Source organism: Streptomyces cinnabarinus, assembly GCF_027270315.1.
Taxonomy (GTDB): domain Bacteria; phylum Actinomycetota; class Actinomycetes; order Streptomycetales; family Streptomycetaceae; genus Streptomyces; species Streptomyces cinnabarinus.
Genome location: NZ_CP114413.1, coordinates 2,031,203 through 2,045,244 on the forward strand (window position 1 = coordinate 2,031,203; position 14,042 = coordinate 2,045,244).

A 14,042-nucleotide genomic window follows, 5' to 3' on the forward strand; every position below is an offset into this window, starting at 1 on the left:
TCACGCCGCCAACGACCCCGGCACCACCGCCCGCGGTCCGAACTTCGCCCGTACCCGGTCCGCGACCTCCTCGATGCGGCGTACCTTCTCGTCGACCGGGTCGAAGCTGAGCTGGTAGGAGGCCTGTTCGGCGGGGTCGAGGCCCTCCGCCCGGAGGACCATGGCCCGTACCCGGGCCCGTTGCAGACCCAGCGCCTCGTACATGCCGTACGCCACCCGCGTCAGCGCGGCGGAGTGGGCGGTCGGCTCCTTCAGTGAACGGCTCCGCGAAGTCGCCGACCGGTCCGCGTACCGCACGGTGAGCGTCAGCGTCCCGCACACCTTGTCCACCGCCCGCAGCCGCGCCCCCAGTTCCTCCGCGGCGGAGAGCAGGGCGCGTCGATGCCGGTCGGTGTCCAACTCGTCGCGGTCGAAGGGACGTTCGGTGATCAGCGACCGAGCCACGCCGTTCGGCACCACCCGCCCCCGGTCCACCCCGTTCGCCTTCTCCCGCAGCTCCCGCCCCGCCTTCGCCCCGACCAGCCGTTGCAGCGTGGACAGCGGCGCGGCGGCGACCCGGCCGAGGCTGTCCAGGCCGTACTCGCACAGGACGCGAGCGGTCGCCGTACCGACCCCCGGCAACGCCGTGACCGGCTTGTCCGCGAGGAACTCCACGATGCCGTCCCGCGCTTCGGGCACGACACAGGTGACCCCGGGCCGGGCCTCCCGCAGCGCCATCCGGGCCAGCATCGTCCCCGGTCCGGCCCCGATCGCGCAGTCCACGCCGTACCGCGCCAGCGCCCGCACCCGGATCACGGAGGCCAGCTCCACCGCGCTGCGCCCGAAGTACCGCTCGGCGCCCCGCAGATCGACCAGCGCGCCGTCCGGCGGCAGCGCCTCGACGACGGGCGAGAACTCCTCCAGCAACCCGAGCAGTCCGGGCAGGGCCGCCTCGTACATCGGCGGCAGCTGAAAACGTACGCAGAGGATGGTCATCCCGCACTCCCCGGACTCTGATGCCACAACTTCCTTGTCTGCGAGGGCTCCTGACCCGCGGGACGCAGATCGGCCCACGGATGCATTTCGTATCCGGTCGGCATATGGATGCGCCGGCCGCCGGTCGAGTCCTCGCCCGCCTCGGGCACCGGCTCCGCGAGCCGCGCCGCGACCACGTCGAGCCCGCCCTCCGCGCGCAGTTCGACCAGTTCGGCGAGGTTCCAGGCGGCGGCGCCCACCACGCTGAGGCTGCGCGGCCCGCGCCGCTGCACGACGCCCCGCACCAGCAGCAGCCAGGAGTGGAAGACGGTGTGCGCGCAGGCGTCGTGGGAGTCGTCGAAGAAGGCGAGGTCGACCAGGCCGGTGCCGTCGTCGAGGGTGGAGAAGATGACCCGCTTGCCGGACCGGATCGGCGGCGTCTGGGTGGCCGCCTTGGCGCCCGCGACCAGTACCGTCTCCCCGTGCCGCGCCTCGCGCAGCCGGCGCGCGCTGACCACGCCCAGCTCGTCCAGGAACTCCCGGTGATCGTCCATCAGATGGCGCGAGGCATCCATCGACAGCACCCCCAGCTCGGCGCTGAGCCGCTCGGCGGAGGACAGATCGGGCAGCCCGGCGGACGCGGTCTTCCGCCCGCCCGCCAGCGGCAGTTGGCCGCCGCCCGCACCCCGCGCACCCCGGTGCAGCTCGGTCAAGTGCAGTTGCAGATCACGCCGATTGGCACCAAAGGAATCCAACGCACCCACCTGTGCCAGCCGTTGAGCCAGGGGACGGCTCGGGCGCGCCCGCTCCCAGAAGTCCAGCAGCGAGGCGTACGGCTGCCCGTCCGCGATCCGCGCCGCCTCGGCCTCGCTGATGCCGTGCACATCGGAGAGGGCGAGCCGCAGTCCCCACACCGAAGGGGATTCAGACACCAGTTCGATACGGTGGGCGACCGCCGACCGGTTCACGTCCAACGGCAGGACCGGCACCCCCCGCCGCCGCGCGTCCGCCAGCAGCAGCCGCTTCGGGTACATCCCGGGATCGTGGGTGAGCAGCCCGGCGTAGAAGGCAGCCGGGTGATGCGCCTTCAGCCACGCCGACTGGTACGTCGGCACGGCGAAGGCGACCGCGTGCGCCTTGCAGAAGCCGTACGACCCGAAGGCCTCGACGATCTCCCAGGTCCGCTGGATCGTCTCCGCGTCGTACCCCCGGGCCGCCGCGTGCTGCGCGAACCAGAACCTGATCCGCCCCTGCGACTCCGGATCGGACAGACCGCGCCGCACCCGGTCCGCCTCGGCCCGTCCGCAGCCGGTCATGATGTCGACGATGTCGATGATCTGCTCATGGAAGACGACGACTCCGTACGTCCCCTTCAGCGGCTCCTGAAGATCCGGATGCGGATAGCGGACCGGCGCCCGCCCGTGCCGGGCCTCGATGAACGGCCGCACCATGTCGGCGGCGACCGGACCGGGCCGGAAGAGCGAGATGTCGACGACCAGGTCGTGGAAGGTGGCCGGCTGCAGCCGCCCGACCAGGTCCCGCTGCCCCGGAGACTCGATCTGGAAGCAGCCCAGGGTCTCGGTGGAGCGGATGAGCGCGTACGTCGCCGGATCGCCGGGCGGTACGGCGTCCAGGTCGACCTTCTCCCCCGTCGCCCGCTCCACCTCCGCGACCGCGTGCGCCATCGCCGACTGCATCCGCACACCCAGCACATCCAGCTTGAGCAGCCCGAGGTCCTCCACGTCGTCCTTGTCGAACTGCGACATGGGAAAGCCCTCGCCACTGGTCGGCATGACCGGCGTACGGCGGAGCAGGGAGGCGTCGGAGAGGAGCACTCCGCAGGGGTGCATGGCGACGCCGCGCGGCAGGGCGTCCAGCGCCTCCGTCAGCTCCCAGAGCCGCCCGTACTTCTCCTTCTCCCCCGCCAGCTCGCGCAGTTCGGGCAGTTCCTCCAGCGCGGCGCGGGCGTCGCGGGCCCGGATGTGCGGGAAGGACTTGGCGATGCGGTCGATGTCGGCGGGGTCCATGGACAGGGCCGCGCCCACGTCCCGGATCGCGTGGCGCACCCGGTACGTCTCCGGCATCGAGACCGTGGCCACCCGCTCGGTGCCGAACCGGTCGATGATCGCGCGGTAGACCTCAAGACGGCGGGCGGACTCCACGTCGATGTCGATGTCGGGCAGCACCAGCCGCCGCTTGGACAGGAACCGCTCCATCAGCAGCCCGTGCTCGACGGGGTCGGCGTGCGCGATGCCGAGGAGGTGATTGACGAGCGAGCCCGCTCCGGAGCCGCGCGCCGCCACCCGGATGCCCATCTCCCGTACGTCGTCCACGACTTGAGCGACCGTCAGGAAGTAGGAGGCGAACCCGTGATGGGCGATGATGTCCAGCTCGCGATGCATCCGCTCCCAGTAGGAGCGCTTCCCGGCGTACCCCTTGACCACCATCCCCGCCGCCGCCCGCGAGGCGAGCACCCGCTGGGCACTGCGGCGTCCCGCGCCGACCAGCCGCGGCTCGGGGAAGTGGACGGTGCCGATGCCGAGGTCGTCCTCGGGATCCACCAGGCACTCGGCGGCCGTCGCCCGCGTCTGCTCCAGCAGCCGGTGCGCGGTGTCCCGCCGGAAGCCCGCGGCCTCCACAATCCGCTCGGCGGCGTCCAGCATGGCGTCGGCGCCCTTGAGCCAGGCCTCGCCGGAGTCCAGTTCCTTGCTGGGGTCGACGGGGACGAGCCGACGGGCGGCGTCCAGGACGTCGGCGACCGGGCCCAGCCCGGGGTCGGCGTAGCGGACGGCGTTGCTGAGCACCGGCCGGATCCGCTGCTCGGCGGCGAAGCCGACGGTACGGGCGGCCAGCCGCAGCGAGCCGGGGCCGGTGCCCTTGCGGCCGTGCCAGACGGCTTCCAGGCGCAGCGCGTCGCCGTAGACCTCCCGCCAGGGGGCCAGCAGCCGGGCCGCGCGGTCGGGGCGGCCGGCGGCGAGGGCGCGGCCGACGTCGGAGCCGGGGCCGAGCAGGACGGTGAGTCCGTCGCCCCGGTTGGCGTCCCAGGGCAGCAGCGGTGAGCCCTCGCCGGCGTGTGCCGCCGTAACGATTCCGCAGAGGTCGGCCCAGCCGCGGGCGCCGTCCCGGGCGAGGAAGGCGACCCGGGGTGTCGACTCGTCGATGAAGGCACCGCCACGGACGGGAGCGCGGCGCTTTTCCTCTCGCACCGGCTCGAAGCGCTCCACCGCCAGCTCCGCGCCGAAGAGCGGGCGTACCCCTGCCTTGGCGCAGGCCTTGGCGAAGCGGACCGTACCGGCGAGGGTGTCGCGGTCGGTGAGGGCGAGGGCGTCCATGTCCCGCTCGGCGGCGCGCTCGGCCAGCCGCTCCGGGTGCGAGGCGCCGTAGCGCAGGGAGAACCCGGAGACGGTGTGCAGATGCGTGAAACCGGGCATCCACACCTCCGATATCGAACATCAGTTCCCGACTGCCTCACCCCCACCATAGACCAAAACTCGAACATCTGTACGACAACCGTTCGGCCCTCTCCCACCTGCGGAAACGTCCGTCCACTCGGACCGTGGGGGACATGACACAGAACAGCTTTCTGGCCGAGGTGAAGGACGCGGTCACCCCCCGCGCCACGCTGCTCGTCCTCGGCGTGGTCGCGCTCCAGCTGCTGTTCATCGCGTCCTACGTGGGGGCGCTGCACGACCCGAAGCCGAAGGACGTGCCGTTCGGGGTGGTCGCGCCGCAGGCCGCGGCCGAGCAGGCGGTGAACCGACTCGACCGGCTGCCCGGCTCCCCGCTGGACCCGCGCGTGGTGGCCGACGAGGCGACGGCCCGGGACCAGATCATGAACCGGGACATCGACGGGGCGCTGATCATCAACCCGGCCCGGACGACCGACACGCTCCTGGTGGCGAGCGGCGGCGGCACGGTCCTGGCCACCACCCTGGAGAAATACCTGACCGCCCTGGAGACCTCCCAGCAGCGGACCCTCAGAACGGTGGACGTGGCCCCGGCCTCACCCCAGGACTTCGACGGCCTGTCGTCCTTCTACGTCGTCGTCGGCTGGTGCGTCGGCGGCTATCTGTGCGCCTCGATCCTGGCGATCAGCAGCGGCGCCCGCCCCGCCAACCCGCGCCGCGCGGTGATCCGGCTGGCGGTGATGGCCCTGGTGGCGATCGTCGGCGGGCTCGGCGGCGCGGTGATCGTGGGCCCGATCCTGAACGCGCTGCCCGGCAGCGTGGTGGCCCTCTGGGGCCTGGGCGCCCTGGTCACCTTCGCGGTGGGCGCGGCCACGCTGGCCCTCCAGGGCATGTTCGGCATCGTGGGGATCGGCCTGGCGATCCTCCTGGTGGTGATCGCGGGCAACCCCAGCGCGGGCGGCGCCTTCCCCCTTCCCATGCTCCCCCCGTTCTGGCAGGCGATCGGCCCCGCCCTCCCCCCGGGCGCCGGCACCTGGGTGGCCCGCTCGATCGCCTACTTCGACGGCAACGACACGACAGACGCCCTGCTGGTCCTGTCGGCCTGGGCGGCGGGCGGCATCGTCATCACCTTGCTGGCGTCGGAACTGCGCAGAAGACGCGAGGGCGAACGCTTGCCGGCGGAGACGGGATAACCCCCACAGGGGCCATCCGCACACTCCCGCACACGAAAGTCCCGCCCCGCAGACGCGGGACGGGACTTCGCGAAGCGAGCAGGTACCGGTCAGCCGATCTCCGTGCCCGTCGCCGACAGCGCCTCGGTCACCGGCTGGAAGAACGTCTCCCCGCCGGAGGTGCAGTCACCACTGCCACCGGACGTCAGCCCGACCGCCTTGTCACCGGAGAACAGCGAACCACCGCTGTCCCCGGGCTCGGCGCAGACATCGGTCTGGATCAGGCCGTTGACGATGTCACCGTTGCCGTAGTTCACGGTGGCGTCGAGCCCGGTGACCTTGCCGGAGTGCACCTGCGTGGTCGAACCGCTCCGGGTGACCTCCATGCCGACCGTGGCGTCGGCCGCACCGGAGATCGCCTGCGTGGACCCGTTGTAGAGGTTGACCTCGCTCGGGTGCTCGACCTCGGCCGTGTACTTCACCAGCCCGTAGTCGTTGTCCGGGAAGCTGGACACCTCGTTGGCGCCGAGCGCGTTCCCGTTCGAGTCCTGCCAGTTGGTGATGCCCTCGGTGCAGTGCCCCGCGGTCAGGAAGAACGGTTCCCCGCCCTTGACCACGTTGAACCCGAGCGAACAGCGGCCGCTGCCATCGGTGATGGCGTCACCGCCGGCGATGAACGGCTTGAACTCCCCCTTCGTGCGCTGGAGTTCCGCCGTGGCTCCGAGTCCGTCGACGACCGATCCGAGCTTCGCCCACTCGGCGTCGGAGACCGTACGGTCGGCCGTGACGACGATTCTGTTGGTCGTCGGGTCGGTCACCCAGGAGGTGCCCGGAATCGTCGCGTCCTGCTTGAGCGTGCCGCGCGCGCTCTTCAGCTCGGCCAGCGAGTTCGCCACGACCCGGGCCTTGGCCCCGGCCTGCTCGACCGCTGCCGCGGTGTCCTTGTCGAGCACGTTCACGACGAGGTTCTTGCTCTGTGCGTCGTAGTACGTGCCGGCGGCGGCGTTGCCGAGATCCTGGACCAGCGTCGAGGCGAGCTTTCCGGCCGCCGTGACCGACAGGGTCTCGGGCGTGGCGGTCGTCGTGGGCTCGCTGGCGTTCGCAGTCTGGAAGGTAACTCCCGCGGCCACCAGTGCGGCGATGCCCGCACCTACCGCGGCGGCCCGCCGCTTGGGTATGCGTCGGTGCTTCAACTCACGTCCTCCTGTGGGGGGTCGGTCCGGAGGCTGTGGGGGCCTCGGACCGGAAGGCGTACGGACACAGAGGTGGCGCACAGCAAAAAGCCGCGTCCGTGCCGGTTGATCGGCGCCTACTATTCCGACCCTCACAGGGGGCACACAAGGTCGACTTCAGGACGTACACACGGCCGTCACACCGCATCCCCGCACCCTTGACCGTGCACGGTCACCCAGGCAGGTTCGCACTGCAAATACTACGCGCGAGTAACTGATAAGCAGTGCGTAAGGTCTACTCCTGTCTTGAATCCGACCCATCAGGGCTCGGCTCCAAGAGGGGCTCGACAGCCGGAGGTTGTGAAGTGGGCGGCGCCGCGGCGACCACCCCCGGCTGCGCCGCCCGCTCCAGGAACCTCAGCAACTCCACCGGGAACGGCAGCACCAGCGTCGAGTTCTTCTCGGCCGCGACCGCCACCACGGTCTGGAGCAGCCTCAGTTGGAGCGCGGCGGGAGTGGCCTCCATCTGCTGCGCCGCCTCGGCGAGCTTCTTCGACGCCTGGAGCTCGGCGTCGGCGTTGATGACCCGGGCCCGCCGGTCACGCGCTGCCTCGGCCTGCCGGGCCATCGACCGCTTCATGGTCTCGGGCAGGGAGACGTCCTTGATCTCGACCCGGTCGATCTGCACGCCCCAGCCGATGGCGGGGCTGTCGATCATCAGCTCAAGACCCTGGTTCAGCTTCTCCCGGTCCGACAGCAGATCGTCCAGATCGCTCTTGCCGATGATCGACCGCAGCGAGGTCTGGGCCATCTGGGAGACCGCGAACCGGTAGTCCTCGACCCGCACCAGGGCGTCGGCCGCGTCGACGACCTTGAAGTAGACGACCGCGTCGACGCGCACCGTGACGTTGTCCCGGGTGATGCCCTCCTGGGCCGGCACCGGCATCGTCACGATCTGCATGTTCACCTTGTGCAGCCGGTCCACCACGGGGACGACCAGGGTGAACCCCGGCTCGCGCACCTGGGGACGGAGTCTGCCGAGCCGGAAGACGACTCCGCGTTCGTACTGTTTGACGACCCGCGCCGCGGCCATCAGGTACACCGCTCCGACCGACGCGAGCGCCGCTCCCGCCGCCACCAGCTCCTCGACCATCACGGCCCCCAGGGTCCGAAGTGGACGCATCAGGTTGTCAGGTGCTCACCTGGTGTCTCCTTCGACCGTAACTCCGCGGTCCGGACAAGGGCGAGCCCCCGCACGACAGTTGCGTACGGGGGCTCTTTGCTGCTGCCGGCTGCGTGCCGGGTGGCTCTAGAAGACGCTCATCCCGTAGGCGTTCAGGGCCTCCACGACGGGCTGGAAGAAGGTCGTGCCGCCCGAGGAGCAGTTGCCGCTGCCGCCCGAGGTCAGACCGTACGCGGTGCCGTTGCTGCCGTAGAGCGGGCCACCGGAGTCGCCGGGCTCGGCACAGACGTTGGTCTGGATCATGCCGTAGACGATGTCACCGCCGCCGTAGTTGACGGTCGCGTTCAGGCCGGTGACGCTGCCGGTGTGGATGCCGGTGGTGGAGCCGTCACGGATGACGCTGGTGCCCACGGTCGGGTTGGCCGCCCGGACGATGTCCGTGTTGCCGGCGGTGCCCGACTTGGTGATCGAGGTGTTGGTGTAGCGCACCAGACCGTAGTCGTTCGTCGGGAAGCTGGAGCCGGAGGTCGGGCCGAGGACCGTCGTCCGTCCGGAGTTCGAGTACCACGTACCCGCGCCGTCGGTGCAGTGACCGGCGGTCAGGAAGTAGTAGGCGCCCGCGCTGTTGCGGACGTTGAAGCCGAGGGAACAGCGCCAGCTACTCGCATAGATGGCGTCGCCGCCCGCGATGTACTTCTGGAACTTGCCCGGGGTGTGCTTGATGGTGAGGGCGTCGGCGTTGCTGCCCGCCTGCTGCCGGATCTTGGCGATCTCGGCCTTGGAGACGGTGCTGTCGACGGTCACGACGACGCGGTTGGTCTTGCTGTCGACGGCCCAGGCGGTACCCGGCACATCGGCCTTGAGCACAGAGCCGCTCGCGCTCTTCAGCTCGGTGGAGCTGAAGGTGGTGGGGGTGTCGGCCGCGTTCGCGCTGGGGATCGCGATGGCTGCGGCGGCCACGAGGCCGGTCGACACGGCGATCAGCCGGGTCCGTCTCGCGATGCCGCTGCGGGGGGTGGTGCGCTTGATCCTCACTTTTCGTTCCTCCACATGGGAAGTCGGGGGCCCTCGTGGGGTTTCGGGCCCGTGAGGCGCAGCCAGGAGCCGGGTTCATCCGGATTCCGAACATGCCGTGCCCCTGACAAGCGCTGTGGGGGAGTATTCGGCGGCACGCCTGATGGGCGCAAGAGCGCCTTTCGGCCGTCAAGCTTTGAACGACCTCACGCGCAACAAGCGCCGGACACCCTCGATTCACCTCAGCAGCTGCACCCGCAGTCACAGCCGTCACAGCCGCAGCCGTCATCGCCGCAGCAATTCCCGCAGCAGTCACAGCAGCTGCAGCAGTCCCCGCACCCACTGCAATCGCAATTGGCGCACAGGCCCTCGCGCCGCTGCCCGCTCCAGGGGTCCTCGAACTCCCCGCAGCACATCTGACAGGTACAAGCCAATCCGAGCCATACCGCGCACCCCGCGAGCAACCCGCGCCGATCCCGCCGAGGCGGCTCCGGAGGGAACCCGGGACCCCCCGGCCCACCGGGCGGCGCGTACGGCCCCGCCATGTGCGAGCAGGACGCCGTGCCGAACGCCCGGTCCACCGACCGCCGCAGCTCGTGCACCAGCAGCACATGCACCAGCTTCGGATCGGTGAACTCGGCCTCCCGCAACGCCAGCCGGATGCCGTGCACCGCGTCGTCGGCCAGCCGCCGCGCCTCCGTCAGGGACGCCCCGGTCGCCGTCAGCGGATTCCACGCCCCCGCGGCCGCGTCGGCCGCCTGGTCCTCCACGGCGTCCAGCAGATGGGCCAGCCGCCCGAACAGGCGCCCCGCCTCGGCGAGCGGCTCGGCGTTCGCGGGCCGCCCGGCCAGCACCGCCGTATGCGCGAAGGCCGCCGCCGTCGCGGTCTCCGTCGGCTCGGTCACCACCAGCAACGAGGTCCCCGGCCCCGCCAGCGCCTCGATCCCCACCTGCCGGTCCACCGCGTCGACCAGCAGCCCGGTGTCGAACCCCACCGCGGAACCGCTGCGCGCCCCCGCGGCTCCCCAGCTCGACGCGACCCGGCGCGCGGCGAGCGCCACCGGCTTGCGCGCCAGCAGCCCGTCCCCGTCGGCGAGATGGTCCCGCACCTTCGCCGAGGCCAGCACCAGCGAGACCGCCGCCGCGAGCCGCGCCCCCTCGCCCTGCGCCACGGACGCCGTGCGCATCCCGCGCAGCGGACACGGGCCGGCCGTGCGCCGCAGTCCGTCGGTCCCGACGGACTGAGCCTCCGTCAGAACCGAGATCAGCAGCCCGTCGTAGTTCGTCACCACCCGCGCGAACTGACCGTGGTCCCCGCGCAACGCCAGGCACAGACCGCACAGATGAGCCAGCCACTGACCGGCGAACCGCTCCCCGAGCCGATGGCGGCAGGGCCTCACTATTCCGAACACGACGTTCCCCCGAGGTTCGTACGACATGGAGCGGGCGCATCGTACCGGCCGTCTCCGCGGCCCCTTCCGGGCCCTCCCGCTTCACCCGTACGCACCGCACATCACCCATACGCCGCGAAGAATCATATTTCACTCACAGTCAGCAGCCGTGTGGGTCAAGGCCCTTGGCACACCTGGGCTCTCGACGTATGCGCTGTGCACCAGTACCGTCACAAACCCCCCGCGCGGCGTCTATCCACTTGGCGCGCCGTCCGCATCATGGATGACCATAGGGATGCGGAAAGCAAGAAAGACCGCTGTGAGAGGAGGCGTCCATGGGATCGGTGCGCAAGGCGAGTGCCTGGCTGGGCCTCGTTGACGACAACGATGACGAGCGTTACTACGATGACGACTACTCCGAAGGGACCGAGTCCGGGGAGGCCTGGGTCACCGACCCGCGGGTCAAGGTGGCCGCGGACGTCGCCGAGGAGCGGGGCCGCCGGATCGGCACGGTCACCCCGGACAGCTTCCGGGACGCCCGCGCGATCGGCGAGCTGTTCCGGGACGGTGTCCCGGTCATCATGAACCTCACCGCCATGGAGGCCACCGACGCCAAGCGCGTCGTCGACTTCGCCGCGGGCCTGATCTTCGGTCTGCGCGGCTCGATCGAGCGGGTGTCCACCCGGGTGTTCCTGCTGACCCCGGCCGACACCGAGATCATCAACGGCGAGCCGGCCGCGCACCGGACGGACGGCTTCTTCAACCAGAGCTGAGGCAGGGCCGCCGACACGGCCCTGCCCCCTCGGGGGTTCACCGGAAGGCGTCGAGCCCGGTGAGCGCCTTGCCCAGCACCAGCTGGTGCATCTCGACGGTGCCCTCGTACGTCAGCACCGATTCGAGGTTCGTCGCGTGCCGCATGATCGGGTACTCCAGGGAGATCCCGTTGGCGCCGAGGATCGTCCGCGCCGTACGGCAGATGTCGATGGCCTCGCGGACGTTGTTGAGCTTGCCGAAGCTGACCTGCTCGGGACGCAGGCGGCCGGCGTCCATCCGCCGCCCCAGATGGTGGGCGAGCAGAATCCCCTTGTGCAGTTCGACCGCCATGTCGGCGAGCTTGGCCTGGGTGAGCTGGAAGCCACCGATGGGCCGCCCGAACTGCTCCCGCGACTTCGCGTAGTCGACCGCCGTCTCGAAGCACGAGCGGGCCGCGCCCATGGAGCCCCAGACGATGCCGTAGCGGGCGTGCGAGAGACAGCTGAGCGGTCCGCGCAGCCCGGTGCCCCCGGGGAGTACGGCGTCGGCGGGCAGCCGTACCTCGTCCATCACCAGCTCACTGGTGACCGAGGCGCGCAGGGACATCTTGTGCTTGATCTCGGGGGCGGCGAAGCCGGGCCTTTCGGTGGGCACCACGAAGCCGCGGATGCCGTCCTCGGTCTGGGCCCAGACCACGGCGACCCCGGCGACGGAACCGTTGGTGATCCACATCTTGCGGCCCGTCAGCACCCAGTCGGAGCCGTCGCGCTTGGCGTAGGTCCGCATGGCCGCGGGGTCGGAGCCGATGTCCGGCTCGGTCAGCCCGAAGCAGCCGATGACCTCGCCGGAGGCCATCCGGGGCAGCCAGTTCTGCTTCTGCTCCTCGCTGCCGTAGCGGTGGATGGCGTACATGGCGAGGGAGCCCTGCACCGAGACCAGGGACCGGATCCCGGAGTCGGCGGCCTCCAGCTCCAGACAGGCCAGCCCGTACTGGACGGCGGTGGCGCCCGCGCAGCCGTAGCCGCTCAGGGACATGCCGAGCGCGCCGATCCCGCCCAGCTCACGGGCCAGTTCACGGATGACGGGCAGCTCGCCGGACTCGTACCACTCGGCGACCTGGGGCAGGACGCGGTCGGCGGCCCAGCGGCGGACGGTGTCGCGGACCGCGAGGTCCTCGGGCTCCAGCAGATCGTCGATCCCGAGCGGATCGGCGGGATCGAACGGGGGCAACGGCATGGGAGACCCTCCGGCAGCTCAAAACTAGCAGTGCTAGTCACATGGTGAAGGCCGACGTTACGACGCAGTCTCCACCACGTCCAGGGTCCTCAGGCCGTCACCCGGGACTCAGCGACCTCCCGCGGCGCCGGGACCTCCACCGCGGGGGCCACTGCCTCGCAGTTCATGGTCCGCGGCAGGCGGAGCGCGATCGCCGCGCCGAGCAGCAGCAGTCCGGCGCTGACCAGCAGCGTCACATGCAGTCCGTGGACAAAGCAGTTCCGCGCGGCCTCGCGCAGGGTCTCCCCGGCGCCGCCGCCGAGCTGCCCGGCCACCTCGTAGGCCTCGCCCAGCGAGTGCCCGGCCGCCACGGACGCCGAGGCGGGCACGCCGGGCACGGACGACAGACCGGGCGTGTAGGCGGCGTTCATCACGCTGCCCAGCAGCGCGATACCGAGGCCGGCGCCGAGCTGGTAGGACGTCTCGCCGATCGCCGCGGCGCCGCCCGCCTGCTCCGGCGGGGCCTCGCTCAGCATCGACTCGTACGCCCCGAACAGCGTGGTCTCCAGGCCGAAGCCCAGCAGCACGAACCCGGAGAGCATCAGCGCGGGGTCGTCGGTGCCGCCCATCGCCGTCAGCAGCACCACCGCGAACGCCGTCAGACAGAACCCGGCGCACACCATCCGGCGCGGCCCGAACCGGCGCAGCATGCGTGCTCCGGCGAGTCCCGCGGCCATCGCCGCGAAAGTCAGCGGCAGCAGCCTCAGGCCCGTCTCCAGCGGGGAGAGGCCGAGGACCAGTTGCAGATACTGCGCCGCGATCAGCTCCAGGCCGACCAGCGCGAGCATCGCCAGCACGATGCAGCCCACCGAGGTGCTGAACGCGGGACGCGCGAACATCCGCAGGTCGACCAGGGGGTGCTTACGGCGCCGCTGGCGTCGTACGAAGAGGAACAGCAGCGCCGCGCCCACCAGCAGGGGCACCGCCGTGGCGCCCTCGATCTCGCCGCTGCCGAGCCGCTTGACGCCCAGCACGACCCCGAACAGTCCGGCTGCCGCCATCAGCGCGCCGACCACGTCCCAGGGGCCGTCGGCCGCGCCCTTGGACTCGGGCAGCAGCAGTCGGCCCACCGGCAGGCTGACCAGCATCAACGGAATGTTGACGAGGAAGACCGAGCCCCACCAGAAGTGCTCCAGCAGGAAGCCGCCGAGCAGCGGTCCGACGGCCGCGCCGACCGCGGCCACCGCGCTCCAGATACCGATGGCGAGCGCCCGCTCGCGCCGGTCGGGGAAGACCTGGCGGAGGATCGACAGCGTGGCCGGCATGATCATGGCGCCGCCGACGCCGAGCAGCGCCCGCGCCACGATCAGCATCTGGGCGGTGTCGGCGAGGGCGGCCAGCGCGGAGGCGACGCCGAACAGGCCGTATCCGAGGAGCAGGATCCGTCTGCGGCCCACCCGGTCGCCGAGCGTGCCGAAGAGGATCAGCAGCGAGGCGCAGACGAGCGGGTAGGCATCGACGATCCAGAGCAGTTCTATGCCGCCGGGCCTGAGGTCCTCGGTGACGGCGGGCACCGCCACGTGCAGCACGGTGGCGTCGACGGCGACCAGCAGCAGACTGGCGCACAGGACCACGAGGACGACCCAGCGGTTGGCACCGGCCCCGGCCGCCCGACGGCGCAGCGCGGCGGCCGTGGTCGTCCCGGACATGTACGTACCTCCCAGATGTTCCCTCGCTTCGGCGGGCTCACGGGGTGGGGACTCCCCGTGACTCGGCCGGAG

At 71.1% G+C, this 14,042-nt stretch carries 10 protein-coding genes; 2 read left to right on the forward strand and 8 right to left on the reverse strand.

What is annotated here, in order from left to right:
* Together STRCI_RS09155 and STRCI_RS09160 are read right to left on the reverse strand one after the other, a co-directional pair.
* On the reverse strand, nucleotides 1–975 hold the full coding sequence (locus tag STRCI_RS09155) for a DNA polymerase Y family protein (RefSeq protein WP_269658360.1): 975 nt from the start codon (nucleotides 973–975) through the stop codon (nucleotides 1–3).
* Complete coding sequence (locus tag STRCI_RS09160) at nucleotides 972–4,385, reverse strand: DNA polymerase III subunit alpha (protein ID WP_269658361.1); 3,414 nt, start codon at nucleotides 4,383–4,385, stop codon at nucleotides 972–974. Before STRCI_RS09160 ends, STRCI_RS09155 begins: the two co-directional genes overlap by 4 nt.
* 134 nt (nucleotides 4,386–4,519) lie before the next feature.
* On the opposite strand from STRCI_RS09160, the gene STRCI_RS09165 reads away from it, so the two are divergent.
* Nucleotides 4,520–5,554, forward strand: a complete 1,035-nt coding sequence (locus STRCI_RS09165; protein WP_269658362.1) for an ABC-2 transporter permease — start codon at nucleotides 4,520–4,522, stop codon at nucleotides 5,552–5,554.
* Nucleotides 5,555–5,643: 89 nt separating this feature from the next.
* Here STRCI_RS09165 and STRCI_RS09170 read toward each other — a convergent pair whose 3' ends face one another.
* From STRCI_RS09170 to STRCI_RS09185, 4 genes are all read right to left on the reverse strand, one after another.
* The gene (locus STRCI_RS09170; RefSeq protein WP_269658363.1) at nucleotides 5,644–6,726 is read right to left on the reverse strand and encodes a S1 family peptidase; all 1,083 of its coding nucleotides are present in this window, start codon (nucleotides 6,724–6,726) and stop codon (nucleotides 5,644–5,646) included.
* A gap of 274 nt (nucleotides 6,727–7,000) precedes the next feature.
* Nucleotides 7,001–7,858 carry a slipin family protein gene (locus STRCI_RS09175; protein WP_269664514.1) on the reverse strand — a complete coding sequence of 286 codons (858 nt, stop codon included), beginning with the start codon at nucleotides 7,856–7,858 and terminating at the stop codon, nucleotides 7,001–7,003.
* Nucleotides 7,859–8,014: 156 nt separating this feature from the next.
* Nucleotides 8,015–8,923, reverse strand: a complete 909-nt coding sequence (locus STRCI_RS09180) for a S1 family peptidase (protein WP_269658364.1) — start codon at nucleotides 8,921–8,923, stop codon at nucleotides 8,015–8,017.
* 221 nt (nucleotides 8,924–9,144) lie between these two features.
* A complete protein-coding gene (locus STRCI_RS09185) occupies nucleotides 9,145–10,314 on the reverse strand; it encodes a DUF5685 family protein (RefSeq protein WP_269658365.1) in 1,170 nt (389 codons plus the stop codon).
* Nucleotides 10,315–10,628: 314 nt separating this feature from the next.
* Between STRCI_RS09185 and STRCI_RS09190 the strand changes: the two genes are divergently transcribed.
* A complete protein-coding gene (locus STRCI_RS09190; RefSeq protein WP_269658366.1) occupies nucleotides 10,629–11,066 on the forward strand; it encodes a cell division protein SepF in 438 nt (145 codons plus the stop codon).
* A gap of 37 nt (nucleotides 11,067–11,103) precedes the next feature.
* Here the strand turns inward: STRCI_RS09190 and STRCI_RS09195 are convergent, their stop codons facing one another.
* Together STRCI_RS09195 and STRCI_RS09200 are read right to left on the reverse strand one after the other, a co-directional pair.
* Nucleotides 11,104–12,282: an acyl-CoA dehydrogenase family protein gene (locus STRCI_RS09195; RefSeq protein WP_269658367.1), complete on the reverse strand. Its 1,179-nt coding sequence runs from the start codon at nucleotides 12,280–12,282 to the stop codon at nucleotides 11,104–11,106.
* Nucleotides 12,283–12,371: 89 nt separating this feature from the next.
* The gene (locus STRCI_RS09200; protein ID WP_269658368.1) at nucleotides 12,372–13,970 is read right to left on the reverse strand and encodes an MFS transporter; all 1,599 of its coding nucleotides are present in this window, start codon (nucleotides 13,968–13,970) and stop codon (nucleotides 12,372–12,374) included.
* Nucleotides 13,971–14,042: the final 72 nt, after the last annotated feature.

Excerpts from the sequence above, each read along its gene's own strand:
- STRCI_RS09165 (WP_269658362.1), top strand. The coding sequence starts at position 4,520 with ATGACACAGAACAGCTTTCTGGCCGAGGTGAAGGACGCGGTCACCCCC.
- STRCI_RS09160 (WP_269658361.1), bottom strand. The coding sequence starts at position 4,385 with ATGCCCGGTTTCACGCATCTGCACACCGTCTCCGGGTTCTCCCTGCGC.
- STRCI_RS09155 (WP_269658360.1), bottom strand. The coding sequence starts at position 975 with ATGACCATCCTCTGCGTACGTTTTCAGCTGCCGCCGATGTACGAGGCG.
- STRCI_RS09195 (WP_269658367.1), bottom strand. The coding sequence starts at position 12,282 with ATGCCGTTGCCCCCGTTCGATCCCGCCGATCCGCTCGGGATCGACGAT.
- STRCI_RS09200 (WP_269658368.1), bottom strand. The coding sequence starts at position 13,970 with ATGTCCGGGACGACCACGGCCGCCGCGCTGCGCCGTCGGGCGGCCGGG.
- STRCI_RS09175 (WP_269664514.1), bottom strand. The coding sequence starts at position 7,858 with ATGGTCGAGGAGCTGGTGGCGGCGGGAGCGGCGCTCGCGTCGGTCGGA.
- STRCI_RS09190 (WP_269658366.1), top strand. The coding sequence starts at position 10,629 with ATGGGATCGGTGCGCAAGGCGAGTGCCTGGCTGGGCCTCGTTGACGAC.